Raw genomic sequence first — 26,386 nt, 5'->3', positions numbered from 1 at the left:
GATGCAGATGTATCCACTGGCGATTGCCTCTGCCGAAATCCGGCACCGACGTTATTTGCCCAAAGCCCATGCTTTTGAGACCCAGCTAACCTATCTATGGTTTGATCCGGATCAGCTCGCGACCTTTACCGGTAAATCCTGGCTGTGGTCATCTAACCGCTGGAATTTCCTGACTCTGGATGAGCGCGATTTTCTGAGCATGGAATGTGGTTCAATCCGGCAGAAAGTTGCACGCCTGCTAATCAAGCGGGAAAACTATCTGTTACCGCATGCCGCTTCCATCCGGGTGCTGGCCTTGCCGCGCACACTGGGTTTCCGTTTCAATTCCGTAGTGTTTTATCTGATCTTTGATGCCACTGACCAATTGCTCTTTGTGCTGAGTGAAATCACCAACACACCGTGGAATGAACGACAGGTCTACATTCACGATTGCCGGAACAATCCAGACGAATATGCGCCGTACCAGAGTCACCAGTTTGACTTTAAAAAGGCCTTTCATGTGTCGCCGTTCATGCCGATGGGGCTGGATTATCGCTGGCGCTTCAGCTTTTCGGATCGGCAGAACGTGATTCATATGCAGCTGTTTGAGCAGGGAATCTTGCAATTCGATGCCACCCTGAAATTTTCCTTGCAGGCCATCACGGTTCCTTCACAGCAGCATCGTTATGCTGTACTGAAAGTTCTTGAACCCTTCAGGATGGTCAGCGGAATTTATCTGCACGCCTTTCGTTTATGGAAAAAGAAAATTCCATTTTATCGACATCCTAAAAAAGAAAAAGGAAACACATTGCGATGAAGACACTATTCATGGGAGAGCAAAGCACACTGCCGGTGGTACTGCGCCACCTGCTGAAATTACGCCATGGTCAGCTGATTTTTAAAGGCGTCTGGAACGGGGCTGTCGGGGAAAATAGCGATTTACAGGCGGTGATACAGGTGCATGATGTTCGTCTGATGGATTTGCTGTTCCGTAATGGTGTACTGGGTGCTGCCGAAGGTTTTATCCGTGGCTACTGGAGCAGTGAAGATCTGGTCGATGTGATCCGCATTTTGGCACGTAACCGTGATGTGCTTGATCGGATGAATCAAAATGTAGTGGCCAAAGCTAGCCAGTTGGCACTTAAGGCTTGGTATAAATCCCGCAAGAATTCGATTGATGGTAGTCGTCAGAATATTGCTGAGCATTATGACTTGAGCAATGATTTTTTTAAATTGTTCTTAGATTCCAGCATGATGTATTCCAGTGCTGTCTTTAAAGACCCTTGTATGAGCTTGGAACAAGCTTCAGATTATAAAAAAGAATTGATCTGCCAAAAACTTCAATTGCAACCGATGGACCATTTGGTTGAAATTGGCAGCGGCTGGGGAGGCTTTGCCATTTATGCGGCTCAGCATTATGGCTGTAAGGTGACCACCATTACCATTTCCAAAGCTCAGTACGATGAAGCACTCGCCCGAGTTGCTGAAGCAGGGCTGTCTCATCGGGTGTCTGTACAGCTTCAGGACTACCGTTTACTCGAGGGTAAATACGACAAATTGGTGTCCATTGAAATGATCGAGGCCGTAGGTGAGCAGTATTTACCAACTTATTTCCGAAAATGCCGCGAGCTCCTCAAGCCGAATGGTCTAGCCTTGATACAGGCGATTACGATTGAAGATGCACGCTATGTTAAAGCTTTAAATACGGTGGATTACATTAAGCGTTATATTTTCCCCGGTAGTTTTATTCCATGTATCAGTGTTATGACGCAAACGGCTTCTGAGCAAAAACTTCGTCTCAAACATCTGGAAGATATTGGTCAAAGCTATGCACAAACCCTGAAGTGTTGGCGTCAGCGTTTTCTGGAGCAGCGTGATCAAGTACTGCAACTTGATTTTGATGAGCGTTTTATCCGCATGTGGGATTTTTATCTGTGTTATTGCGAAGGTGGTTTTAGGGAAGGTGTGATCAGTGATGTGCATTTGCTGTTTGAAGCCAGTGCTTACTAAGCAGAAATAAAACAGGAGGGCGACATGCTGCTAGATTTATTTTTGTTCAATGTCTTCATCATGCTCTGTAACTGGGTGTTGGTGACCTATAACCGCAGAGCAGGGCTAGTCGATGTCGCTTGGAGTTTCAGTATTGCCCTTAATGTGATTATTGCCGCTTGGGTGATTGACAGTGCGCCGATGTTGGTTCGGTTATTTCTGGGACTGGCGAGTGGGATCTGGTTTTCACGGCTGACTTGGCATCTGTTACGGCGCTATGCCAATGAAACCCAAGAAGACACGCGTTATGCCAACATGCGCCGAGCGATGGGGGATTATCAGCATCTTGGATTTCTGGTGTTTTTTATATTTCAGGCAGGTTTGGCTCTACTATTTTCTTACCCAATGCTGAAGTTGTTAAGTATCTCGACCGAGCAATGGAATGACTGGACTTTGGTCACTGTGATTGTGGCGGGCATGATCATGCTATCCGCTTTGATAGGCGAAAGCACTGCCGATCAGCAACTTTACCGTTTTAAGCTAGATCCACAGAATCAAGGTAAAACCATGGATCAGGGTCTGTGGAAATATTCGCGCCATCCGAATTATTTCTTTGAATGGCTGCATTGGTTTGCTTATCCAGTGCTCGGTCTGGCAGCAGGATGCTATGAATTATGGATTTATCCACTGCTGATGTGGCTGTTTCTGTACTACATCACCGGGATTCCCTTTAGTGAACAACAGGCGCTCACCCACCGTGGTGACAACTATAAAGACTATCAACGACGAACTTCAATGTTTATTCCGTGGCCACCCAAACAGTAGGTAAATACATGGACTTTATGATTCAACAATCTTTAAAACTGGTCGAAAGCGGCAAGCTGCCCGATTCGGTGATTCGCGCGGGCATTCGCAGCCTAAGCAAAAAACGTCTGGCACAGGAAGGACGCTTTGACCCAGCACTGGCAGCCCGGCGCTATATGGATGTGCTGACCATGCTGAAAAACAGCGAAATTGCCATTGATACAGACAAAGCCAATGAGCAGCATTATGAACTGCCGACCGCATTTTTTCAGGCAGTACTCGGTAAGCGTTTGAAATATAGCGCGAGTCTATTTGAACATGCCGATATGACGCTAGACCAAGCCGAAGAAGCTGCGCTTGCCTGCTATTGCCAGCGAGCACAACTGAAAGACGGGCAGGATATTTTGGAAATTGGCTGCGGTTGGGGATCTTTGAGTCTGTATATGGCCGAGCATTATCCAACGGCCCGTATTACAGTCGTGTCAAATTCTTCAACCCAGCGCGAGTATATTCAGGAACAAGCCCGTTTAAAAAAACTGGATAACCTTAATGTGATCACTTGTGATGTCAATGTGTTGCAACTTGAACCTGCGTCATTTGACCGTGTGGTATCAGTGGAGATGTTTGAGCATGTACGCAACTATCAAAAACTGTTTGAAAATATTAGTATTTGGCTCAAACCAGATGGCTTATTGTGGTGTCATATTTTCTGTCATCGTTTCTTGCATTACCCGTTTGAAGTCAAAAATGAGTTTGACTGGATGTCGCAATATTTCTTTAGTGGTGGTTTGATGCCAGCAGCCTCAACTTTCCTACATTTTCAGCAGCATTTACAGCTAGAACAGCACTGGCAATGGGCGGGTACGCAGTATGAACGTACCGCAAATGCTTGGCTAGAAAATATGGATGGTAAACAGGCCGAGCTAAAGCCCTTATTTGAAAAAACTTATGGCGCGGATGCCGCAATCTGGTGGCAGCGCTGGCGGATTTTCTTTATGGCCTGTGCCGAGCTATTTGGTTATGACCATGGACGCGAGTGGGTGATCGGTCACTTTCTGTTTAAAAAGAAAACCGTATAATTGAATGGCGAATCGGATGGGGTAGCGGGGAATGCACCAATGTTAAAGCTGTTCAGGGACAAACACGATCATCCTCTGGGTGAGGTGTTTAACCGCTACTACTGGCTGCAAATCGGATTCATTGCCCTGTCTGTGGTGATTGGGATTGGCTGTAGTGCTTGGGTAATCAAAGGTTCTTTGCTCAGAACGGCGCTAGAACAGGAAATGTCACACTACTGGCAGCGATTAGAACGTAATCCTGCCGCAGAATTGCCCGATACCAAAAACCTGTATGGTTACCGCTGGAACACTGTGTCTCCCTCCCAATTTAAGAATATGTCACTTGAGCAAGGGGTGAATCGGCATTTTGTCGATGGTAAGGAACGCATGACCGTTTATGGCGAAAAAGATGGGCAGCATGTGCTGCTGGTGTTTGGTGAAAGCAACGTCAACAAGCTGGTGTGGCTGTTTGGTCTGGCACCGCTGATGGTCAGCCTGTTTGTGCTATATAGTGTGCTGTGGTGGTGGAACCGTCGTGCCCGGCGCTATTTTTCTCCCATTACAAGGCTTGCCAACGCACTGGAACATATTGATTGGGAAGATTATAAAAATCAGGCTTCACCGTTTCATGACATCCGGACTGATTCAAATCTGGAAGCGGAATATCTGAAGCAGGCGCTAGAAAAATATCATCAGGTATTAAGCGAGTTTATTCAGCGTGAACGTGAATTTACTGGTGATGTCAGTCATGAGCTTCGCACACCACTTACCATCTTAAAAGGCAATGTGCAGTTGTGTCAGGCACGCTATGGGGACAATAAATCATTTACTCGCCTGAACAACACCATTGAAGACATGCAACTATTAGTTGACACACTACTGGCTATCGCCCGCAATACCACCAATACTTTAACCGCTGAATCAACTATGCTTTCAGAATGTTTGGAAAATTTAGTTCAGGATCTGGATAGTGTTAGCCATAACAAAGGCATGCGGATAAATTTTCAAAAAGATCTAAACGAACAGCCACGTAAACTTTACCCGTCGATGACCAAAATGGTGTTTGGCAATATTCTGCGCAATGCGCTGAATTATTCACAAGGCACAGAAATTGATGTCATTTTGCAAAAAAATACAGTATTGATTGCAGATAATGGTGTCGGCATTCCTTTACCGAATAACTCAAAGGTGCAAGAACTGTCGGGGCAGCAATTGCAATTAGAGATCAAAGGTCATGGCATTGGACTGCAATTGGTACAGAAGTTGTGCAAGCAGCTTGGCTGGCGAGTGGAATTGTTTGATCGGCAGTATTATCTCAATACCCATCAGGATGTTGATCTAGCAATCACCACTGGACTGATTGTCGTTGTGTACCTAAATTAGGCTTCATCTTCGAGAGCAATCTTTAAACCAATCCCAGATATGGTGTGAATCAGCTTTTGTTCAAAGGGTTTATCGACCATTTTGCGTAAATTATAGATATGACTGCGCAGAGCATCACTTTCTGGCTCTTCGTCACCCCAAAGCTGCATCATAATTTCCTGTTTGGTCAGTACTTTAGGAGAATGACGCATCAGTAACTTCAAAAGTTTAAACTGAATCGGAGGCAATTCAATGTTCTGCCCAGCTCGAGTTAGTTGCTGTGTTGCCGTGTCCAAAATTAGGTCATGAATTTGCAGACGACTGCTAGATACTTCACCCATGGAACGTTTGATCAGGGCCTTGACCCGAACTACCAGCTCGTTAAAGTCAAAGGGCTTGACCAGATAATCATCCGTGCCGGAATTGAAGCCTTTGAGTTTATCATCCAAGGTATCCCGAGCGGTAAGCATCAAGACAGGTAAGTCTAACCCCTCTTCATTGCGTAACCACTCGCACAATTCATAACCAGAACCATCAGGCAAATTAATGTCAAGTAGCAAGATATGGTAGCGTTGCTGTTTCAGTAATTGTCTAGCAGCACTCAGATTGCGGGCATGATCGACCACAAAGTCATGTTCTTCCAGAAACTCGCATAGGGTAGAGGCCAGCTCATAATGGTCTTCAACCATCAGGATAAAATGTTTCGACATAGCGGCAGATACTAATTTAATAATTGCTGTTTTAATTTAGCACTAAATGGCTGGGGACCCAGCCATATATTAAAATATTGTTGTGCCAGAGGATGTTTAAGCTGCCCTAAACCTTGCTGGTTCAAGGATAAGCTCAGGGTCTGTGTAGCATGGTTGTATTTTAAACGGTACAGGTCACCTGATTTGACCGGACGATACAAATCAGTGATTGGGTTGAATAGAGCATGTATTTTTGCGTCTTTAATATTACGTTTCAGTAAATGTGTGGCCGCACGTTTAAATGCCCATTCCGGAATATTCTGCGTATAGGTAAAATCCATCTGCATGTTTTGGCCTTGCCAAGGCTGATTACAGTTTTGCGCAAAGTAACTAGCCACACCGACATGTTTTTGTCCCACCATCAGCGGACCATTGCCGCATTGATTCAGGCTTTGTGCCTGTGCCCATGGACAGAAGCTACATCCCATCACTAACGCCGTGCTGATCGCTATTTTTTGAAAGGCAGTAGCCATGAGTAGACCCCTCCAACATAAGGCAGGGAACGATACAGGCCATTCGCAGGGTCCCAGAAATCCTGCTGGAAAATAATCTTGTTGTTTTCGTTGATCTTGATTTCACTGATACCGTAAGAGTCCATACTGCGGGTCGTGCCGAACATTTTAAAATCATAGGCCATATGCCAGTGCACATAGGCAGAGTCCTGATGATAAGAAGCGTTTAACAGCTTGACGCTGACCTTGCTGACCCGTTTGTTCATGCCTTGAAAGTGCTCGAGTAGATTTTGACGGGATGAAAATTGCGATAGGGTATCGTTAATAAACAGCTGGTCGGCATACAGCGATCCGGCTCTTTCCACAAATTCTGGTGTGCCCAAGGTATTAAAAGCTGAGGTAAAGCGGAGGCCGATATCCTGAGCTTTAGCCTGATCCAGCGCTATCCCCTGAATACCGTTTCTGGATTGGACGTAATCGGCTGAATAACTGGGAATACTTTTACATCCGGCTAACAACAGAAGCGGCAAGGATAAGGCTGTAGCAATTAGTGTTTTTACAAGTCTCATCATCAGTGTCCGTATGAAGTGTATGTTTATACCTTAGGCAGCACAGCGTGAACAGAATGTGAAATAGAGGTTATAGATGAGCAATTGAATAGAATTTTTCAAATCAAAGATTAAAGGTTTAACTTTTTTCTTCGGCCATTAACCAATCAATGATATTCATAACATCACGATTTTCGTTATTTTTTCTGACCATTGCATAAAAATTATAGTCACAATAGATAAAACCAAAAGGGGCAATGATCTTTCCATTTAGCATTTCTTTTTCTACTAGAATTTGAGGTGCTATGGCAATTCCTAACCCAGACACGGCAGCTTCTATCATTAAATTCAGACTATCAAAATAACGGTCATTGGATTTTGGGGAAAAGCTTATTTGAAACTGATCAAACCATGTATGCCATGCACTTTTATTTGAGTGGGTATGAAGTAATGGATAGTTTAAAAGATCATTTACGGAATGAAGAAGATTTATTTCACGATTACAAATAGGACCCATGTTATCGGGAAATAACAGATATTTATTCAAAAAGTTGGGAAGTAGATGATGTTCACTGACGCTATTGATAAATATGTCAACTTTCTCTTTTTCTAACAATTTTAAGTCATTACATGTCATTAATTTGATATGGATATTGGGATAAATGACTTCGAGCTTTTCTAATCGAGGAATCAGCCAATTTGCCATAAAACTATGAGAAGCGCCTATTACAACTTCTACTTCTGAAGTTTTATTTGTTAACTCAAAGACGCATTGTTCTAAACGATTAAAAAGCTGCGTACAAACTAGCGATAATTCTTCGGCATCCGCCGTCAGAGAGATGGTCGAGGAATGTCGAATAAACAATTTTTTATCCAACCATTCTTCTAACTGCTTTATTTGATGGCTAATCGCACTATGGGTTACACACAATTCTTCCGCAGCTAAACTGAAACTTTTATTTCTGGCGACAGCCTCGAATGCTTTTAAAGCATTAAGGGGAGGTAATGTTCTGCGTTTCATGTTGTAAAATTCTCTAACACCATAAGCTCAAAATATATCAATTATCATAAAAATGAAAATATTTTAAGATCAAACAAGTTTTGATAGTAAAAGAGATATGAGATGACAACCCCTTATACAGGTAATGGTCCTGATGACTTGGGATTTTTTGGTCAATTTGGCGGATGTTACATGCCAGAGAGCTTAATGCCGGCACTTCAAGAATTAGAGCAAGCCTTTAATACTGTTCGGCACAAACCTGAATTTTGGGCTGAATATCAGCAGATTTTAACGGACTTTGTTGGTCGTCCTAGTCCTCTTTTTTATGCAAAAAACCTAACAGCTTATGCAGGCGGCGCTCGAATATATTTCAAGCGAGAAGATTTGAACCATACGGGTGCGCATAAGATCAATAATTGTGTAGGCCAAATCTTATTAGCCAAATTTATGGGTAAAACCAGAATCATTGCAGAAACGGGTGCTGGGCAACATGGTGTTGCAACAGCAACGGTTTGCGCGCTGTTTAAGATGAAATGTACCATTTTTATGGGAGAAACAGATATTCAGCGGCAACAAATGAATGTTGAGCGCATGAAATTACTCGGTGCTGAAGTCAGAAGTGTTCAAAAAGGGCGTGGGACTTTAAAAGATGCCATGAACGAAGCATTACGTGACTGGATTCGTCATGTGGATACAACCTATTACCTGTTGGGTACTGGCGCAGGCCCTCACCCATATCCGACGATGGTCAGAGAATTTCAGAAAATTATTGGTCTAGAAGCCAGAAACCAAATACTCCTGAAAGAAAATAGGCTGCCTGATGCTCTTGTTGCTTGCGTGGGTGGGGGATCAAATGCACTAGGGTTGATGCATCCTTTTCTAGAAGACCTGAATGTCAAAATGTTTGGCGTTGAGGCAGGTGGAAAAGGAACAAATAGTGGTGAACATGCCGCCTCTATTTGCAAAGGTCAAGTCGGTGTGCTGCATGGCAATTTAACCTATTTATTACAAGATTCAGATGGGCAGATTTTAGAAGGGCACTCTATATCAGCTGGCTTAGATTATCCTGGTGTTGGCCCTGAACATGGCCTTCTGTTTGAAACAGGACGTGTTACATATACGGCGATCACCGATCAAGAAGCGGTAAATGCCTTTCAGCTTTTAAGCCAACAGGAGGGCATTATTCCTGCGCTTGAGAGTTCTCATGCGATTGCATATGCGATTCAACTTGCTCAAGAAATGCAGCCAGAACAGATTATTATTGTCAATTTAAGCGGCAGAGGTGACAAAGACTTAAACACGGTCAAAAAATATCTTGCAGGAGCTACAGCATGAACCGTCTAGATCAAAAATTAGAGCAATTGAAACTGGAAAATCGAAGCGGTCTGGTCTGTTATTTTACTGCTGGAGATCCTAATTTTGCAGAAAGTTGTCGTCTGTTGAGCCAATTAGGTCAAGCTGGGGCTGACATTATTGAAGTTGGCATTCCTTTTTCAGATCCAGTGGCAGATGGAGAGATCATTCAAGCAGCACATCTTAGAGCATTACGTGCAGGTCAAACGGTCAAACAGACCATTGAGTTGGTAAAAGCAATCAGGCTGCATGATGACAAGACACCAATAATTTTTATGACTTATTTAAATCCGATGATGCAATATGGTTTCGAAACACTTGTCGCCGATACAGAAAATCTTATAGATGGAATATTGATTTTAGATGCTCCATATGGATATCGAGAAAACTTTGAAGTGCAATTAAATGAAAAAAATATGCATTTAATTGCAATGACAGCGCCGACTACCCCAGTTGAAAGGTTAGAGCAAATCTCAGCGCGCGCGACAGGTTTTTTATATCATGTTGCAGAAAATGGCTTAACAGGGGGGCATTTAAATCTACCCAATATTGAGAAAAAGATTGCTGAAATCAAGCCTATTTTTAATATTCCAGTTGCAATTGGCTTTGGGATCAAAAATGAAAGTCATGTTAAAGCATTAGCCAATAAAGTAGATCTTATTATCATTGGCTCAGCACTTGTCAATACTTTTTTTAATAAGGGGATGAATGCGACTTTAGAAAAAGTCACAGTTTTTTCGCAAATCCTGAGAGAAAATAAAGAGTAGGCCAGCTTCTTTCATAGGTATTCTTTAAAACAATAATTAAATATAAAACAGTATCTTATCTTAGCCTTCTCCCGAAAGGGAGATGGAACTTTATACGTGGATTTTTTTACTGAAAGTAATTGCTTTTTAAAAATCACTATTATCATACAGATGTGACATACGTTTTTGCTTTGTTTCTAAATAATCTTTGTTAAAAATATTTAAGCCAACTTTTAAAGGAATACGTTCAACAACGTTGATTCCTAAATCAGTCAAAGATTTGATTTTAAATGGATTATTTGTAATCAACTTGACGTCTTTTATTTGTAAATAATCAAGCATAATGGTACACATGTCATATTTACGAGCATCTGCTGGCAGGTTTAATAATAAATTTGCATCAAGGGTATCATGTCCTTGGTCTTGAAGTGCGTAGGCCCGAATTTTATTGGTTAGTCCTATGCCACGGCCTTCTTGGCGAAGGTATAAAATGACACCTTGACCTGCATCATGAATCATCTTCATGGTTGAGTGTAATTGTGGACCACAATCACATTTGAGTGATCCAAAAGCATCACCTGTTAAACATTCTGAATGAATTCTGACGAGTACAGGTTGATTAGAAATAGTATCCATGTCTTTGGCAAGAGCGATATGTTCTTCACCAGTACTTTGGTCTTGAAATGCCATAATTTCAAAATCACCAAACGCTGTAGGTAACTTTGATTTGGAAACAAATTCTATAGCCATTGAAGAATACACCTATATAAATTTATAATTGGTAAAATTACTAAATTTACCTTAAAAGCACTTGCTAAATTTTTGTGGTTCTAAATTTCAGCGTTTTACTTCCAATTCAAGTATAGGTATTTAATAGTGAATTTTATGTGAAATGTTATTAAGAATAATTTTATTGAGGTTAGAATTTTTTATAAAAATATGCAAAAGCTTCGTTTTCCACAAGCCATCCATAATCTAAAGCTTTATAGTAAGCCAATCGATTATCAACACTGATGATACAAGGTGGATATTCAGAATTCAGCAGCTTGAGGTTCATTAACAGCTGTAATGTAGATACATTGCCATTAATATTTTTTAGCCTGCTAACTTTTCGCGGTACAATGAAGTAGGTTGGTTGTAAATGTTTTAATAAACAAAGGTTTAATTTTTTTGCTGTGCGCATACTATCCCGGCCGAATAAACAAAAATGTCTTAAGCAAAGATAAATGAAGAAAAATGTAAGTTAGTATAGTTCTATATTCCTAAAACAACTTGATACGGTTTAAATCCGTCTTGTACCGCCTCTGAAACTAACCGAATAAATGCTTCAGTCTTTCCAGAAGCCATCCATTGATCCAATGCTTCATAGTAAGCTAAACGATTTTCTACAGTAATCACACAGGGTGGATAGCCTGCTTTAAGCAGTTCCAGATTCATCAAAAGACGTGATGTGCGACCATTGCCATCAATGAATGGATGGATACCCACAAAATCCGCATGTACTTTGGCTGCACGTTCAATCGGGTGAAGTTTATATGCTTCAAGGTTATACCAATCGATTAGCTGAGCCATCTTGTCATTTAATAAAGTATAGTCAGGAGGGGTAGTAGTAGCACCAGAAATCAATACATTTTGCTGACGATAACGCCCAGCATTCTCATCATCAATATTTTTTAAAATAAGTTGATGAATATTGCGAATTTGCCATTCTGAAAATGGTTCTTCCTTACGAATAATGTCTTCGACGTAGTAAATCGCATTTCTATGGTTTATCGCTTCGAAATGTTCTCTTAACGCTTTTCCACCTACAGTAATACCTTCAAGAACTACTTTGGTTTCCAATAGTGTAAGAGTATTACCTTCTATGGCATTTGAATGATAGGTCCAGCGGACAATAAGATCTTCTTGTAAATTTTTTACAATTGCAGGAGATAAAGGGCGATATTGATCTAATTTTTTCTTTAAATCATCAATAATTTCAAACATAACTTTAACCCTGAATGTGTCTTTCTGAATAATACATCAAAAAATAAATATCAAAAATGTAATGTTATATTATAATATTTTGGTTGAGCTATAAAGATCGTATAATGAGTACACCATTTCAAATCCTTTAGTTCGGATTTGAACAAGATTATTTTTGTGATTCAATGCACTAAATCTAATTTGGGTAAAAAATGGGTATAGGTAAAATGCTATTGACTTTATAATTCACTAAATCAATAGCTTAGGAGTTGAGTTTAATTGACGCCATCCCATCAGAAAAGATGAGAATTTGTATTATTTAATGAAATAAAATGAACTTTAAACAACATTTAAAATTTTTAATAAATAAGAGTAAAAGATTGATAACGATGACACAATCTGTCCATGCACCCACATAAATTTGCTTATTGATTGATGAAACAAAATAGTTCTACTCATGAGCGATTAGCTGATCGTTTAGCTAATATTTTGACCATGTTAAATATGGGGTCTCATTTGAGCTCGGCTTTGTTACACAAACCTATATCTAAGGTTTATTCCACAATATAATTTTCAAATGAATAAGCCTACACCTAAAATTTATCGTACAACCAATTGGCCCGCATATAACCGAGCACTCATTAGTCGCGGAAATATTGCCATTTGGTTTGAATTCGCCCTGCTACGCAATGGTATGCTCCATCAAAAGGCAAACAAGGGCGAAATCAAACCTACTCCGACGCAGCCATCCAATGCTGCTTAATGATTAAATCCTTATTCAGTCTGTCTTTACGTATGGTCACTGGCTTTATGCAAAGTCTGATTAAACTTTGCGGCTGAGCAGCCCCGAATATCAGTGATATTCGTACACCACGCTTTGTAGAAGACAAAAGCATATTGATATTTCAATCAGCTACCAAAAAAGTAGCGATGGGCTGCATCTACTCATGGACTCTTCAGGCATGAAGTTTCTAGATGAGGCAAATGGAAACGCAAGAACCATGGACCTGAATATCGACGAAAATGGCGTAAACTGCACATAGATATAGATGCTGAAACACTGCAAATACGTGCAGTTCAGCTTACAACAAATAATGTCAGTGACTCACAGGTTCTTGGTGATTTACTTGATCAAACTCCACAAGATGAGCGGATTGACTCTGTTTATACCGATGGAGCTTATGACACTAAGAAATGCCGTCAGGTCATTGCAGATCGGCAAGCGCATGCGGTGATTCCACCTAGAAAAATGCGAAACCATGGAAAGAAACAAAGAGCAAGCAGCTCGCTAGAGCGAAATGAATTACTTCGAACAGTTAATCTTGCGAAGCAGTGCTTCTCAGGTAAACACTATGGAAAAATGGTCAGGCTATCATCGGCGAAGTTTAGTTGAAACTAAGATGCGCTGCATTAAATTATTAGGAGATAAACTCAATGCAAGGAGTTTTGATAGCCAAGTCAATGAGATTCATGCACGTGTAGCAGTCCTTAACAGATTTACGGAATTAGGTCGACCACTTACCCAAGTTACGCCTTAAATTTGGCTTAATTAGGGGCGCTTTGCCTTTCAAATCTTTGTGCAACAAAGCCCTAAAAATTTAAAAAACCAGAAAAAATAGGAGTTTAGAGCTCCCATTTTTATGTTAGCTTTCTAAGTCTCTATGTTAATTTGAAGAATACTTCATCATAACGTCCGAATACAGCTATATTTTTTTGATTTCTACAATATCACTTGATTCAATTAGCGATTGGATATTACCAAATAAACTTTGAATATAATCAGACGCTATATGGATATCTAAATCCTCTCTGCTACGCCATTCTTCTAAGAAGAAATATCTACTCGAGTCATTTTCGCTAATATAAAGCTCATATTTCAAGCATCCTTCTTCTTGAAGCGTAGGCTCTATTACACTTTTTAAAAGCGCTTCTAACGTTTCTTTTTGATCTGATTTTGCCTTAATGTTCGCAATTACTGAAATAGTCATTATTTCACCTTAAGTTTGTTTTAGAAGTTTTCTAGTACAATTTTGCCTTTTGATTTACCTGATTCAAGCAACTTATGCGCCTTCTCCAAGTTTGCAGCGTTAATTTTGCCTAGATTTTGGTTGAGGGTACTTCTAATTTTTTGCTGGTCAACTAATTGGGCAACCTGTTGCAACAGATCACCTTGCTTTTCAATATCATCGGTTTCATACATTGAACGAGTGAACATCAACTCCCAATGGATAGAAATAGATTTAGTCTTAAACGGCATAATATCAAATGTTTGTGGATCATCGATCAATCCAAGCTTGCCTTGTGGTGCAATCAGAGAAACTATTTGCTTGATATATGTTTCTGTATGATTTGTAGAGAAGACGTATTTTGGTTTTTCAATACCTAGTGCTTCGATTTGTTCGTTTAAATCTTTGCTATGATCAATGACATGGTCGGCACCAAGTGATTCCACCCAAGATTTCGTTTCTTCACGTGAAGCTGTTGCTATAACGGTCAGATTTGTTTTTGCTTTTAGGAGTTGGATAGCAATTGATCCTACACCGCCTGCACCACCAATAATCAGAATACTGCCAACATCTGTTTCTGAAATTTGAAACCGATCAAACAGCATTTCCCATGCCGTTATAGCAGTTAATGGCAATGCTGCGGCTTCTGCATTAGATACTGTAATTGGTTTAAGACTGATAATTCGTTCATCGACTGCTTGAAACTCAGCATTACTACCATCTCGGGTTAAATCGCCAGCATACCAAACAGAATCTCCTACTTTAAACGAGGTAACTTTTGAGCCAACTTCAATAATTTCCCCAACGGCATCCCAACCTAAAATACGATTATTTGCTTCAGACGAATTTTTTCGCACTTTGGTATCAACTGGATTCACAGAGATTGCCTGAACTTTTACCAGTACATCACGCTCCTTAAGTGTAGGCTTCGCTTTTTCAATATCTACCAATGAATTTTTAAAATCATCATGGTTATTGATAACATACGATACGGCTTTCATAGATTTGTCCTTAACTTTAAAAATATAGTAAAAATGGGAGCGAGGTGCTCCCATTTTTTGTTATTCAATTATTAAAACTCTTGGCTCGTTGGGCGTAAAACAATTTCATTAATATCTACATCCGCAGGCTGTTCAATTGCATAAGCAATTGCTCGAGCGACTGAGTCAGCTGGTATAGCTTGTTTGTAGAAATCAGTAACAAACTCTGAACTTTCTTTATGAGACGAACCAAATTTTAGTTCTGACTCAACTGCACCAGGCTCAATAGTAGTCGTTCTAATTGTTCCCCCAACTTCATGACGAAGTCCTTCAGAGATGGCTCTTACAGCAAACTTAGTACCGCTATAAACAGTACCTCCTGGACTAAATACTTTTATCCCTGCAACAGATGCGAGATTAATAAAGTGTCCAAAGTTTTGTTTTTGGAAAACAGGTAGGGTAGCTGCAATACCATAAAGAACACCTTTAATATTAATGTCGATCATACGATCCCATTCATCAACTTTTAGCTCACTTAATGGTGCAATAGACATTAATCCAGCATTGTTTACCAATACATCGATTTGACCAAATGCGCTTAATGCTTTTTCAATAAGTGCTTGTACTTCCTGTGGTTTGGTTATATCCATACCAATAAACTCAGCTTGACCACCTTCAGCACGAATGTCGTGAACAATAGCCTCTAATTTTTCAGTACGTCTAGCACCAAGTACAACCTTTGCACCTTTTTTAGCAAGTAAGCGAGCAGTAGCTTCACCTAAACCACTACTTGCACCTGTGATAACAATAACTTTATTTTCTATATTATTCATACAAGTAACCTTCAACCTATCTGGTAATCATATTTGATGGGTTAAGTATTACAGCCTTGTTATATATAATAAATGAATAATATTATCTTTCAGAATTCCTATTTACGGAATAATTACCAGACCACAGGATTGGACATGCAGAACAAATTGGAAATGATGCGTATCTTTTGTGTCGCAGCAGAGTCTCGAAATTTTAAAGAGGCAGCAACTCAGCTGGGTATTTCCCCGCAGGTAGTGACACGGGCAATAAAGGAGCTAGAAGAGCAGCGCGGAGAGATTCTGTTTTACAGGAGTACTCGACAAATTAAAATTACTGCTGATGGTGAGCGTTTGGCAAAGCAAGCACGTTTTGCGGTGGGATCGATTGATGCTCTGATTATAAAAGACACCAAGGAAAAACGAGATGAAATGCGTGGGACTGTCCGTCTTACTGTGTCGTCTGTGTTAGGGCGTAAATTGGTAGTACCTGCACTAGCAGAATTTGCCACACGTTATCCAGATATTGTCGTGGATTGTGTGCTAACAGATTCACACTCGGATGTGATCGATGAGCGAATAGATATCGGGATCAGATTTGGATTTTTGCCGGACAATCGATATGTGGCAAGGGAATTGGCTAAAGTGAATTTTTATTCTGTGGGTACGCCAGAGTTAATTGATAAGGTTGGAATGCCCAAAAAAATTATTGACCTTGATAAATACCCTCTAACAGCACTATTCGATCATAAAACAGGGCGTTACTGGCCATGGACATTCACCGAAAGTCGAAGCTTCACGCCATCAAAGCCTCGTTTTATTACAGATGATCTAGAAGCTGAATTTCAAGCTATTCTCGCTGGAGTTGGATTCGGACACATGCCTGGATTTCTAGTTTTGCCGTGGCTTAGGAGTGGTAAGCTCATTCAGATACTTCATGAGGAAACCTCTCCCGTTTGGCGCCTGTATTTATATCGTCCACAGCGGGGCCCGACACCTTTGCGAATCCGAGCATTGTTTGATTACTTAGTGGAAGTGCTGGGCCATATAGAAACCTGAATCAGAAGGAACTAACCTTTTTTCTAGAAAGTAGAAATCAGATAAGACCATCATGTATTTAGAGTAACTACAATTTTTCCTATTTGCTGATTTGATTCAAGATAGCGCTGAGCGTCATGCATGTTCTCAAAGTTAAAGCAACGGTCGATCACTGGACGAAGATATCCTGCACCTATACTGCTAAGAATAAATCGTCTGGCTTGCTCTCTTAGAACAGGGTCATGCAGAACCTCAAGGAACAAAAAACCTCGCATGGTTAAGCTCTTGCGTAATGCAACTTTAAGGGGAAATGGTGTGATCTCCGGGCTAAGCGCACCATGCATAACCATAGTTCCTCCTACAGACATCGCTTTGGCAATCTGTTCAATATGTGGCCCTCCTACAGCATCGAAGGCGACATCAAGATGTTCTCCACCTAAACGTAAAACAAGCGCCTCATACAAATCTGGTTCATCTTCACTGGCTATAACATTTTTAACACCGAGATCCAGTAAACGTTGCTTTTTCTCTATCGTCTGTGTACTTGCAATGACCTTAGCACCCGCTGCTTCAGCGATCTGTATCGCAGCTAGTCCTACGCTACTTGAAGCTGCTGTGATCAAGATCGTTTTTCCTTTCGAAACTCCACCAGCATGGATTACACCACCCCAAGCCGTCAAATACTGCATCCAGATTGAAGAAGCTTCTTCCCAGCTTAAACTATCGGGTTTGTGAACTAAAAAAGTTTCTGGAATCAGAAGCTTGTCCGCATATGTCCCATATTTGGCTAGATTGTCAGTCGGAAGAATCGATACTGCATCTCCTGGAGAAAATTGGCGTACACCTTCACCTATTGCCAGAACTATGCCTGCTCCCTCATATCCCAGACGAGAAGGGAATACTGCCTTTTGAATATAAGTCCCACGCCGAAACATTACATCAGCCCGGTTGAGTCCGATCGTTTTCATCTGGATTAGAACTTCTCCTGCTGCTGGTAAAGCAACAGGAAGTGTTTCTAATGTCAGAACATCTGTATCTCCAATACAATTGAAGCGCCAAGTCTTGGCCTGAAGTGCGTTAAATGACATCAATCACGACCTTAATATTGGCAGAGCGATCTTGAACAGCATCATGAGCCTCAATCGCTTGGTCTAGAGTAAAATGACGAGGATCAACAATAGGACGCAGTTTACCTTCCTCAACGAGACGAGTCGCGATCTTAAGGACATCACCATGATGAGCACGGCGATTGCCTGTTAACATCGGCATTAGGACGAATACGCCAGACACTGTGGCACACCGTAGAGATGAACTCGCTAAATTATGATTACCAAATGCAGCACAGCTGGTAATGTGGCCATAGTGAGTTGTCATGGAAAGTGAAGCTTCGAGTACTGGACCACCCACAGTGTCGTAAACAATGTTAAAACCTTGACCCTCAGGGCTTGCAGCAATAATGTCATCGGAAGATGCTGTTGTGTAATCGAGAGGTGTTGCACCGAGTTCTGAAATCAGTGATTGATCAGCTGTACGACCAGTCGCCCAAACATTTGCATCAAGTGCTTTTGCAAGCTGAACAACCATATAGCCAACGCCACCAGCACCACCCTGAACCAGTACAGTTTGCCCTGGTTGGACCTTCGCATTATCCACTAAACCTTCCCAAGCCGTGAGAAACGTCAATGGTAGTACTGCTGCCTCGCGCATAGAGATATTGCGTGGCTTTAATGCGATCAGATCAGCATCTGCTACAACATATTCTGCTAAAGATCCTTGAAGACCACGAACGCCACCTATCAGACCGTAAACTTCATCTCCGACGTTGAAGTGGGTGACACCTTCACCAACAGCAGTGACAACCCCAGCCATATCCGTTCCCAACACGGCAGGAAGCTCTGGCATAGCATATGGTGCTTCACCAAGACGAATTTTATAATCAATAGGGTTTACACCACTAGCATGAATACGGACTAGAACTTGCCCAGCCTCTGGTTGAGGTATAGGGAGTTCTACACGTGTAAATTCATGATCACCAAAATTTTCTAGGATAAGAGCATTCATCATCTTATTCATAGTTGTTCCTTATTCTTAACTAGGGGATGATATGCACAGTACCAAAATAAATTAATCCAATAAATGATATTTATAGGATTTAATAATTCCTAAATAATGAATAGTAAACATCATCCGCTCACTAAAAATATTCTAGTACAGTCTGTAAAGGCAGTTTAATCTAAACTGTCGGTAGTATTTTCAAGGCTTGAAACGTTCAAAATATCTACAAAGTGGCTAAAATTTGAAACATAATTCTAAAAGGTCACAGCATTACAAAGAACATGAGACAAAATAAAAAATGGGAGCTAAAAGTCCCATTTTTTTTGTGACTTTCGCATAAGCTCTATGATGTTAATTTAAAAAAACTAAAAACAGGGATAGAAAATTTTCGCTAAAGATCTTTTTAATTTTCGATTTATAAAAATTATTGCTTTTTTTATACTATGGGGTACTATAGTATTAATGCTAGCAAATAAGGAGGTCTGATGCCTAATCAGGTTGAAGACAAAAAAAAGATTCTTCTACGCGTCAGAAAGATCAAAGGTCAGACGCAAGCGATTGAAAAAGCGTTAGAAGACAATGTGGAATGTGGTGCAATTCTGCAACAAATATGCTCTGTGCGTGGTGCTATTAATGGTTTGATGAATGAAATGTTGGAGGTTCATTTAAAGGACACTTTAGTATCAGGTGAAACCACAGAACAACAACGAAAAGAAGAATTGGCTGAAATCGCCAAGATTCTAAAATCATATTTAAAATAGATCTGTATAAGGAATTATTCCATGAAGTCACGTGCTGCTGTTGCGTTTGGTCCTGGTCAACCTCTTCAAATTGTTGAAGTTGATGTTGCACCACCAAAGAAAGGTGAAGTATTAATTAAGATCTCCCATACCGGTGTGTGTCATACAGACGCATTTACTTTGTCTGGCGATGATCCTGAAGGTGTTTTTCCGGCTATTCTCGGGCATGAAGGTGCTGGTGTCGTAGTTGAGGTTGGTGAAGGCGTGACTAGCGTCAAACCAGGTGATCATGTAATTCCACTTTACACCGCTGAATGTGGCGAGTGCGTATTCTGTAAATCTGGAAAATCGAACTTGTGTATTTCCGTTCGCGAAACTCAAGGTAGAGGCGTAATGCCAGATGGTACCACTCGTTTTTCCTACAATGGTCAACCGATTTACCACTATATGGGCTGCTCAACGTTCAGTGAATACACTGTAGTGGCAGAAGTATCATTGGCTAAAATCAATCCTGAAGCCAATCACGAACATGTCTGCTTACTGGGTTGTGGGGTAACAACGGGTATCGGTGCAGTACATAACACGGCTAAAGTACAAGAAGGTGATAGTGTTGCGGTCTTTGGTTTAGGTGGTATTGGTCTGGCAGTCGTACAAGCCGCACGTCAAGCTAAAGCAGGGCGTATTATTGTAGTTGACATGAATCCAGATAAATTTGCGCTGGCAAAAGAGTTTGGTGCAACGGACTTCTTGAACCCTAAAGATTACGATAAACCAATCCAGCAAGTCATTGTCGAAATGACTGGCTGGGGTGTAGATCATTCATTTGAATGTATTGGTAACGTGAATGTGATGCGTGCAGCACTTGAAAGTGCACACCGTGGCTGGGGACAATCCGTAATTATTGGTGTAGCTGGCGCAGGTCAAGAAATCTCTACCCGTCCATTCCAACTGGTTACTGGTCGTAGATGGTTAGGTTCTGCCTTTGGTGGGGTAAAAGGTCGTACGCAACTTCCAGGAATGGTTGAAGATGCCATGAAAGGTAAAATTCAATTAGAACCATTTGTGACACATACGATGGGCTTGGATCAGATCAATGAAGCCTTTGATCTAATGCATGAAGGTAAGTCAATTCGTACTGTAATTCATTACGAATAATTCCGTCAGACCTTATACTTTTCCATGCATGTGAATCATGATTGACATGCATGGAATCCTCTAAAACGGCACATCATCTGTAAAACAGATCTATCTATGTATCCATCATGTATAGGTTCAACAAACCTGCCTACATTTTAAATCTTTATCAGTATTCTCTGTGGAGAATGTCAGACTCTTTGTTTACTCGATTTCTCATGAAGTCTTGCTCAACATAGGTAATTGATTATGGAAATAATTGAGAAACATGCTTCTTTTGGTGGATCGCAAGAAGTGTATCGCCATCAGTCAATAGCATTAAACTGTTCAATGAAATTCTCAATATATCTGCCACCTCATGACAAAGATGAGAAGTTGCCAGTTTTATATTGGTTATCAGGACTGACTTGCAACGAACAGAACTTTATTACTAAAGCCGGAGCACAAAAGTATGCGGCTGAACATAAAGTCATTATTGTTGCACCAGATACCAGCCCACGTGGAGAGGATGTACCAGATCATGCAGATTATGATTTAGGCCAAGGCGCAGGATTCTATGTGAATGCAACACAAGCACCCTGGTCACAGCATTTCAAAATGTATGATTATATTGTGGAAGAGCTCAGAAATCTGATTGACCTGAATTTTCCGACCAACCAAGTCCAAAGCATTATGGGGCATAGCATGGGTGGTCATGGTGCATTAGTCATTGGGTTAAAAAACCCTGAGCTGTATAAAAGTATTTCTGCTTTTGCACCAATTGTTGCACCTAGCCAAGTACCTTGGGGGAAAAAGGCTTTTACACACTACCTAGGTGAAACTGAAACTTTATGGAAAAGCTATGATGCGATTGAATTAATCAAAAACGATGAAGTTCATTTACCTATTTTAGTCGATCAGGGAACAGCTGATGATTTTCTTGAAGAACAGTTAAGACCTAAGCTTCTTAGTGATATTTGTTTGGAACAAGAATATCCTCTTACACTTAACCTAAGAGAAGGGTATGACCATAGCTATTACTTCATTGCGAGCTTTATAGAGAAACATATAGAGTTTCACAGCAAATTCCTAGCTAAATAACTTTCATAGATATGAAGATGTGCATGTTGTTCTTGAATGCTTCTTGAGCAATATAACTTCCAGATGAAGAGGTCAGCTTATAAATCTAAGGTAGAGTCAATTGATCCTTATATAACTAAGATTGAATTTAATCATCTCATATCTTGATTTTTTGATTCAAATGTTAATGATATTAACTTGAATAAATTCATAGCATTATGTCGAAATAAAAACCTAAATTTTGGCTCAGCTATGGGATGTTTTTTAACTTTTATACAACAAAACTTTCTGACATGCATACATTAGCAATGACAGAATCAGTTTGAATTCTAATCAATTGTGGAGTTTTAGTCATGCTTAAAACAGCTTTATATGTCCGTCTTGAAGCTAAACCGGGTAAAGAAGACGAAGTGGAAGCTTTCCTTAAAGCCGGTTTACCTATTGTAATGGAAGAACCTGCGACAGTTGCGTGGTTTGGCTTACGTCTTGGACCTACAACATTTGGTATTTTTGATGCATTTCCTGATGAGGCGGGTCGCCAAGCACATTTATCTGGCAAGGTTGCAGCTGCGTTGATGGCTCAGGCCGATGAGCTATTTTCAGAGCCACCATCAATTGAAAAAGTAGATGTTTTGGCGAGTAAACTACCAGCTCATACCGACGCTTAAATGTATGAGGGTGCTGCCTGAAATTTCGAATGAAAGGCAGCACTTCAACCCTGTGAGGTTTGTCGGAGGCTTTTTATTCAAGTTGGGCTACTTTATTTAATGGCTTAATCTCATCATTTACATGGGTCAATATCAAAACAGGGTAAATAAATGAATGCAGCTATGTACATGCTTTATATTGAACCAATCTATCTAATTTACTGTCGCATTTGTACATCTGCTAAACCGTGCCAATCTGCTTTTAAAATATTTAATCATCGTTATTTTGTATGAGTCATTCACTGTTTTAGCCAATGCGTTCACGACCATGTCAGTAGTCATACATGTTGATACCTTCCATACAACAATCGCTCGTGAAAATACATCAATAATAAAAGTGTTATAGAACAAGCCTGAATGTGTTTAACCATCACTCAAGTCGCAAGATGAAATAATTTTTATAAAAATAGACGACTGGTCTATTTTTGTATATAGTTGCTGCATGATCACAGCAAAAACCGCAGTGTGGATTAATTTTTATAGTTGACGCGATTAATAACGGTGGTTTTTCAAATCATTAACTGATTTTTGAGGATAAAAATATGCTGAATTTTGACTTTTATAATCCAACCCGTATTCTTTTTGGTGCCGACACGATTGTCAAAATCAATGACTATGTGCCTGCAGAAGCACGGGTATTAATGCTGTATGGTGGCGAAAGTGCCCGTAAAAATGGCACATTAGCTGAAGTGCGTGAAGCATTAGGTACACGAGAAATTCACGAATTCGGAGGAATCGAACCGAATCCGAGCTATGAAACCCTAATGAGAGCAGTAGAACTGATTCGTGAACAAAAGCTTGATTTCTTAATGGCTGTCGGCGGTGGCTCGGTGATTGATGGCACCAAATTTATTGCAGCAGCAGTCAATTATGCAGGTGATACATGGGAAATTTTAGAAACCCATGGCACTCAAATTAGCCAAGCTTTGCCTTTTGCCAGTGTACTCACTCTTCCAGCAACCGGTTCAGAAATGAACAACGGTGGGGTAGTTACCCGAAAATCGACCCAAGCCAAACTTGCATTTAGCAGTCCCTATGTTTTTCCGCAATTTTCGGTGCTAGACCCGAATAAAACCTATAGCTTGCCGACGCGCCAGTTGGCAAATGGCGTGGTCGATGCATTTATTCATGTCATGGAACAGTACTTAACTTACCCTGTCAATGCACAAGTACAAGATCGTTTTGCCGAAGGTCTATTGCAAACCCTGATTGAGATTGGACCGAAAGTCTTGGAAGATTCGGCAGATTATGACACGCGTGCCAATTTGATGTGGACCGCCAGCATGGCACTGAATGGCCTGATTGGAGCAGGTGTACCACAAGATTGGTCGACCCATTTGATTGGACATGAGCTCACGGCTTTACATGGTATTGATCATGCTCGTACCTTAGCAATTGTGTTGCCGGCCAATCTACAAGTACGTCGTCAAGAGAAGCGAGAAAAATTACTACAATATGCGACTCGTGTCTGGCAGATTGTCGAAGGTGATGAAGAACAACGTATTGATGCAGCCATTGCCCGTACTCGAACCTTCTTTGAGCAACTCGGACTGCCAACTCGTCTTAGCGATTATGGACTGGGGGAGACAGATATTGAGATCATCATTACGCAACTTAAATCACATAATCTTACACAGCTAGGCGAACATAAAAATGTTTCATTAGAGATCAGTCGCCAAATTCTCGAGACGAGCATATAAGCTAAATGCACGTATCTGGCATGCTCACGCCACATGGTATGTGATCATTCAACAATGCTCCTCAATCCTGAAAATTATCGGAGAAATAACATGAAAATTTTAATCGTTTTAACCTCACATGATCAACTTGGCAATACTGGTAAGAAAACAGGTTTCTGGCTAGAGGAACTTGCTGCACCGTATTACACCTTTATTGACTCTGGTGCTGAAGTTACGCTGGCGTCGCCTCAAGGTGGGCAGCCACCACTAGATCCGAAAAGTAATTTAGCCGATGCTCAAACTGAAACCACTCATCGTTTTGAAGCAGATCCAACTGCAATGCAAGCATTAACACAGACGCATAAACTTAGCGAAATTTCTGTAGCTGATTATGATGCAGTGTTTTATCCAGGCGGGCATGGCCCATTGTGGGATTTAGCAGAAGATCCGATTTCAATTTCTCTGATTGAACAGGCGATTCAGTCTGGCAAACCTGTTGCAGCAGTGTGTCATGCCCCGGGTGTTCTTCGTCATGTGAAAGCAAGTAATGGAGCGCCTTTAGTCAGAGGTAAATTAGTGACTGGTTTCACCAATACTGAGGAGGCCGCTGTAGGTTTGACTGAAATTGTACCATTTTTAGTCGAAGACATGCTTAAACAAAACGGTGGTCATTATTCTAAAGTGGATGATTGGCAAGTATATGTTCAAGTAGATGGCTTGCTGGTTACTGGACAAAATCCAGCATCTTCTGCTGCAACTGCCTCAGCATTACTTCAATTGTTGAAATAAAGAGTAGCTAGTGTCTGTTGTGGTGCTTAGCAGTGAATAAAACTTCTGACGCTGAGCAACTGGCGCAATAAGCAAAATAACCCTCATTTAATGGTGAAGGGCCTGAGTGAATAGCTTTCCTTCCTTTATTTTTTCTATATACAGGAAGGAAGGGTATTTTTTTAATTTAGATCAATTAAGTCATGATTACTTGGATACAATGAAATGAAAGACAGCAAACTTTTTCAGAACTTAAGCTTAGGCCCTTATGTTTTGCAAAACCGTATTGTATTGCCACCATTAACACGGTCGCGCAGTAGTCAGCCAGGGAATATTCCAAATGAATTAATGGCAACCTATTATCAACAGCGTGCCGGTGCAGGATTTATGGTCACCGAAGGTACGCAAATCGAGCCCCGTGGTCAAGGCTATGCTTGGACGCCCGGTATTTACAGCTCTGAACAGATTGCTGGATGGCGTAAAGTGACGGAAGCAGTGCATGCTAAAGGAGGCATTATTTTTGCACAACTTTGGCATGTTGGGCGTGTTTCACATACATCTTTGCAACCCGATCATGCATCACCGGTCGCGCCCTCGGCTATTAGGGCTGATAGTAATGTTAAAGTCTTTATTGAGACCGGGCCCAATGCGGGGGCCTTGGCTGATCCTTCAATGCCACGTGCTTTAAGCAATGCAGAAGTTAAAGAATTAGTGCAACTCTATGCTCAAGCAGCGCGTAATGCCTTGGCTGCTGGTTTTGATGGAGTTGAAATTCATTGTGCAAATGGTTATTTGGTGAACCAATTTATCTCTGCACATAGTAACCACCGTGAAGATGAATATGGTGGATCACTAAACAATCGTTTGCGTTTTTTACGTGAAGTAGTAGAGGCAGTTGCTGAGGTAGTTGGTGCAGATCGTTTAGGAGTGCGTTTTGCCCCCTTATTTGAAAGTACAGAGGAAGATCGTGTCTACATGGGTTTAGTTGAAGATGATCCACATGTGACTTATATTGAGGCCATAAAGATACTTGAAGAAGTTGGGATTGCCTATTTATCGATTGCAGAAGCTGATTGGGATAATGCACCAGAACTTCCTCATGATTTTCGTAGAGATGTCAGAGACACTTTCAGTGGTCGGATTATTTACGCAGGTCGATATACGGCAGAAAGAGGGACTCGAATTTTAGAGGCAGGGCTGGCCGATTTAATTGCATTTGGACGCCCATTTATTGCGAATCCAGATTTACCCGATCGCATCGCTAATGGCTGGCCATTGAATGCAGTAGATGCAAGCACTTTGTATGGTGGGACGGAAAAAGGCTATATTGATTATCCAGCTTACGCAGATTAATATCGACTAAGTAAGTTATTTTGCCAACCTTTGTGGTTGGCAAAATAAGGGCT

The 26,386-nt window shown here is 40.9% G+C and carries 27 protein-coding genes and 3 pseudogenes; 17 read left to right on the top strand and 13 right to left on the bottom strand.

From position 1 onward, the window contains the following. Position 1: 1 nt before the first annotated feature. Genes ACFN7Z_RS13145 through ACFN7Z_RS13125 form a run of 5 tightly spaced genes read left to right on the top strand, consistent with a single transcriptional unit; the run spans position 2 to position 5,213 of the window. Positions 2 to 796 (top strand): DUF1365 domain-containing protein, encoded by a 795-nt coding sequence (locus tag ACFN7Z_RS13145; protein ID WP_058952274.1) that lies wholly within the window; start codon positions 2 to 4, stop codon positions 794 to 796. Further along, entirely contained in the window at positions 793 to 1,989 is a 1,197-nt protein-coding gene (locus ACFN7Z_RS13140; protein WP_058952273.1) for a cyclopropane-fatty-acyl-phospholipid synthase family protein, read from the top strand. Before ACFN7Z_RS13145 ends, ACFN7Z_RS13140 begins: the two co-directional genes overlap by 4 nt. 24 nt (positions 1,990 to 2,013) lie before the next feature. After that, on the top strand, positions 2,014 to 2,793 hold the full coding sequence (locus tag ACFN7Z_RS13135; protein WP_094148334.1) for a DUF1295 domain-containing protein: 780 nt from the start codon (positions 2,014 to 2,016) through the stop codon (positions 2,791 to 2,793). An 8-nt stretch (positions 2,794 to 2,801) separates the two neighbouring features. Continuing rightward, positions 2,802 to 3,851, top strand: a complete 1,050-nt coding sequence (locus ACFN7Z_RS13130; RefSeq protein ID WP_058952271.1) for a cyclopropane-fatty-acyl-phospholipid synthase family protein — start codon at positions 2,802 to 2,804, stop codon at positions 3,849 to 3,851. Between the two features lie 39 nt (positions 3,852 to 3,890). Beyond that, positions 3,891 to 5,213 (top strand): HAMP domain-containing sensor histidine kinase, encoded by a 1,323-nt coding sequence (locus ACFN7Z_RS13125; protein ID WP_058952537.1) that lies wholly within the window; start codon positions 3,891 to 3,893, stop codon positions 5,211 to 5,213. Here the strand turns inward: ACFN7Z_RS13125 and ACFN7Z_RS13120 are convergent. The 4 genes from ACFN7Z_RS13120 to ACFN7Z_RS13105 form a co-directional block, all read right to left on the bottom strand. Continuing rightward, positions 5,210 to 5,902: a response regulator transcription factor gene (locus ACFN7Z_RS13120; protein WP_058952270.1), complete on the bottom strand. Its 693-nt coding sequence runs from the start codon at positions 5,900 to 5,902 to the stop codon at positions 5,210 to 5,212. The genes ACFN7Z_RS13125 and ACFN7Z_RS13120 overlap by 4 nt on opposite strands. An 11-nt stretch (positions 5,903 to 5,913) precedes the next feature. After that, positions 5,914 to 6,414 carry a chalcone isomerase family protein gene (locus ACFN7Z_RS13115; RefSeq protein ID WP_058952269.1) on the bottom strand — a complete coding sequence of 167 codons (501 nt, stop codon included), beginning with the start codon at positions 6,412 to 6,414 and terminating at the stop codon, positions 5,914 to 5,916. Next, positions 6,390 to 6,962, bottom strand: a complete 573-nt coding sequence (locus ACFN7Z_RS13110; RefSeq protein ID WP_171253723.1) for a nuclear transport factor 2 family protein — start codon at positions 6,960 to 6,962, stop codon at positions 6,390 to 6,392. Before ACFN7Z_RS13110 ends, ACFN7Z_RS13115 begins: the two co-directional genes overlap by 25 nt. 118 nt (positions 6,963 to 7,080) lie before the next feature. After that, entirely contained in the window at positions 7,081 to 7,962 is an 882-nt protein-coding gene (locus tag ACFN7Z_RS13105; RefSeq protein WP_004976964.1) for a LysR family transcriptional regulator, read from the bottom strand. Between the two features lie 102 nt (positions 7,963 to 8,064). Between ACFN7Z_RS13105 and trpB the strand changes: the two genes are divergently transcribed. Both trpB and trpA read left to right on the top strand, forming a co-directional pair. After that, positions 8,065 to 9,276, top strand: coding sequence for a tryptophan synthase subunit beta (trpB, locus tag ACFN7Z_RS13100; RefSeq protein ID WP_058952267.1), 1,212 nt, complete (start codon positions 8,065 to 8,067; stop codon positions 9,274 to 9,276). After that, positions 9,273 to 10,061 (top strand): tryptophan synthase subunit alpha, encoded by a 789-nt coding sequence (trpA, locus tag ACFN7Z_RS13095; RefSeq protein WP_159151630.1) that lies wholly within the window; start codon positions 9,273 to 9,275, stop codon positions 10,059 to 10,061. The genes trpB and trpA overlap by 4 nt, the downstream gene beginning before the upstream one ends. Positions 10,062 to 10,187: 126 nt before the next feature. On the opposite strand, the gene ribA is transcribed toward trpA, so the two are convergent. From ribA to ACFN7Z_RS13080, 3 genes are all read right to left on the bottom strand, one after another. Further along, positions 10,188 to 10,790 (bottom strand): GTP cyclohydrolase II, encoded by a 603-nt coding sequence (ribA, locus tag ACFN7Z_RS13090; protein ID WP_058952265.1) that lies wholly within the window; start codon positions 10,788 to 10,790, stop codon positions 10,188 to 10,190. Between the two features lie 169 nt (positions 10,791 to 10,959). Beyond that, positions 10,960 to 11,223, bottom strand: coding sequence for a hypothetical protein (locus tag ACFN7Z_RS13085; protein ID WP_058952264.1), 264 nt, complete (start codon positions 11,221 to 11,223; stop codon positions 10,960 to 10,962). 71 nt (positions 11,224 to 11,294) lie between these two features. After that, entirely contained in the window at positions 11,295 to 12,026 is a 732-nt protein-coding gene (locus tag ACFN7Z_RS13080) for a Fic family protein (protein ID WP_058952263.1), read from the bottom strand. Positions 12,027 to 12,440: 414 nt separating this feature from the next. On the opposite strand from ACFN7Z_RS13080, the pseudogene ACFN7Z_RS13075 reads away from it, so the two are divergent. Further along, a pseudogene (locus tag ACFN7Z_RS13075) lies at positions 12,441 to 12,539 on the top strand (DNA-binding transcriptional regulator); the annotation flags it as partial. Positions 12,540 to 12,582: 43 nt separating this feature from the next. Then, positions 12,583 to 13,543 (top strand): annotated as a pseudogene (locus ACFN7Z_RS13070) (IS5 family transposase). Between the two features lie 165 nt (positions 13,544 to 13,708). Here the strand turns inward: ACFN7Z_RS13070 and ACFN7Z_RS13065 are convergent. From ACFN7Z_RS13065 to ACFN7Z_RS13055, 3 genes are all read right to left on the bottom strand, one after another. Continuing rightward, positions 13,709 to 13,993, bottom strand: coding sequence for a putative quinol monooxygenase (locus tag ACFN7Z_RS13065; protein ID WP_058952262.1), 285 nt, complete (start codon positions 13,991 to 13,993; stop codon positions 13,709 to 13,711). A gap of 20 nt (positions 13,994 to 14,013) precedes the next feature. After that, positions 14,014 to 15,012: a zinc-binding alcohol dehydrogenase family protein gene (locus ACFN7Z_RS13060; protein WP_058952261.1), complete on the bottom strand. Its 999-nt coding sequence runs from the start codon at positions 15,010 to 15,012 to the stop codon at positions 14,014 to 14,016. Positions 15,013 to 15,083: 71 nt separating this feature from the next. After that, positions 15,084 to 15,824 (bottom strand): SDR family oxidoreductase, encoded by a 741-nt coding sequence (locus tag ACFN7Z_RS13055; RefSeq protein ID WP_001059479.1) that lies wholly within the window; start codon positions 15,822 to 15,824, stop codon positions 15,084 to 15,086. A 135-nt stretch (positions 15,825 to 15,959) separates the two neighbouring features. Here ACFN7Z_RS13055 and ACFN7Z_RS13050 point away from each other — a divergent pair, with 135 nt between their 5' ends. Then, the gene (locus ACFN7Z_RS13050; RefSeq protein ID WP_058952260.1) at positions 15,960 to 16,859 is read left to right on the top strand and encodes a LysR family transcriptional regulator; all 900 of its coding nucleotides are present in this window, start codon (positions 15,960 to 15,962) and stop codon (positions 16,857 to 16,859) included. 50 nt (positions 16,860 to 16,909) lie between these two features. Here ACFN7Z_RS13050 and ACFN7Z_RS13045 read toward each other — a convergent pair whose 3' ends face one another. Further along, positions 16,910 to 17,926 carry a zinc-dependent alcohol dehydrogenase family protein gene (locus tag ACFN7Z_RS13045; protein WP_058952259.1) on the bottom strand — a complete coding sequence of 339 codons (1,017 nt, stop codon included), beginning with the start codon at positions 17,924 to 17,926 and terminating at the stop codon, positions 16,910 to 16,912. Next, positions 17,916 to 18,911, bottom strand: coding sequence for a zinc-dependent alcohol dehydrogenase family protein (locus tag ACFN7Z_RS13040; protein ID WP_034617118.1), 996 nt, complete (start codon positions 18,909 to 18,911; stop codon positions 17,916 to 17,918). The genes ACFN7Z_RS13045 and ACFN7Z_RS13040 overlap by 11 nt, the downstream gene beginning before the upstream one ends. Before the next feature lie 467 nt (positions 18,912 to 19,378). On the opposite strand from ACFN7Z_RS13040, the gene ACFN7Z_RS13035 reads away from it, so the two are divergent. The 4 genes from ACFN7Z_RS13035 to ACFN7Z_RS13020 all read left to right on the top strand — a co-directional run bounded on the left by ACFN7Z_RS13035 (position 19,379) and on the right by ACFN7Z_RS13020 (position 22,494). Then, complete coding sequence (locus ACFN7Z_RS13035; RefSeq protein WP_001133624.1) at positions 19,379 to 19,654, top strand: metal/formaldehyde-sensitive transcriptional repressor; 276 nt, start codon at positions 19,379 to 19,381, stop codon at positions 19,652 to 19,654. A gap of 21 nt (positions 19,655 to 19,675) precedes the next feature. Beyond that, entirely contained in the window at positions 19,676 to 20,788 is a 1,113-nt protein-coding gene (locus ACFN7Z_RS13030) for an S-(hydroxymethyl)glutathione dehydrogenase/class III alcohol dehydrogenase (RefSeq protein ID WP_005105874.1), read from the top strand. Between the two features lie 228 nt (positions 20,789 to 21,016). Further along, positions 21,017 to 21,847 (top strand): S-formylglutathione hydrolase, encoded by an 831-nt coding sequence (fghA, locus tag ACFN7Z_RS13025; RefSeq protein ID WP_058952258.1) that lies wholly within the window; start codon positions 21,017 to 21,019, stop codon positions 21,845 to 21,847. Positions 21,848 to 22,179: 332 nt separating this feature from the next. Next, entirely contained in the window at positions 22,180 to 22,494 is a 315-nt protein-coding gene (locus ACFN7Z_RS13020) for a putative quinol monooxygenase (RefSeq protein ID WP_004812141.1), read from the top strand. 73 nt (positions 22,495 to 22,567) lie between these two features. On the opposite strand, the pseudogene ACFN7Z_RS13015 reads toward ACFN7Z_RS13020, so the two are convergent. Further along, positions 22,568 to 22,896: pseudogene (locus ACFN7Z_RS13015) on the bottom strand (IS3 family transposase); the annotation flags it as partial. Between the two features lie 179 nt (positions 22,897 to 23,075). On the opposite strand from ACFN7Z_RS13015, the gene ACFN7Z_RS13010 reads away from it, so the two are divergent. The 3 genes from ACFN7Z_RS13010 to ACFN7Z_RS13000 all read left to right on the top strand — a co-directional run bounded on the left by ACFN7Z_RS13010 (position 23,076) and on the right by ACFN7Z_RS13000 (position 26,333). Beyond that, on the top strand, positions 23,076 to 24,233 hold the full coding sequence (locus ACFN7Z_RS13010; protein WP_058952257.1) for an iron-containing alcohol dehydrogenase: 1,158 nt from the start codon (positions 23,076 to 23,078) through the stop codon (positions 24,231 to 24,233). 90 nt (positions 24,234 to 24,323) lie between these two features. Beyond that, positions 24,324 to 25,001 carry a type 1 glutamine amidotransferase domain-containing protein gene (locus ACFN7Z_RS13005; protein WP_058952256.1) on the top strand — a complete coding sequence of 226 codons (678 nt, stop codon included), beginning with the start codon at positions 24,324 to 24,326 and terminating at the stop codon, positions 24,999 to 25,001. Between the two features lie 204 nt (positions 25,002 to 25,205). Next, a complete protein-coding gene (locus tag ACFN7Z_RS13000; RefSeq protein ID WP_058952255.1) occupies positions 25,206 to 26,333 on the top strand; it encodes an alkene reductase in 1,128 nt (375 codons plus the stop codon). Positions 26,334 to 26,386 lie beyond the last annotated feature (53 nt).

Source organism: Acinetobacter sp. P1332 (assembly GCF_044057475.1).
GTDB lineage: Bacteria > Pseudomonadota > Gammaproteobacteria > Pseudomonadales > Moraxellaceae > Acinetobacter > Acinetobacter johnsonii.
The sequence above is the reverse complement of the archived record's forward strand: the minus strand, read 5'-3'. Positions and strand labels throughout refer to the sequence as shown.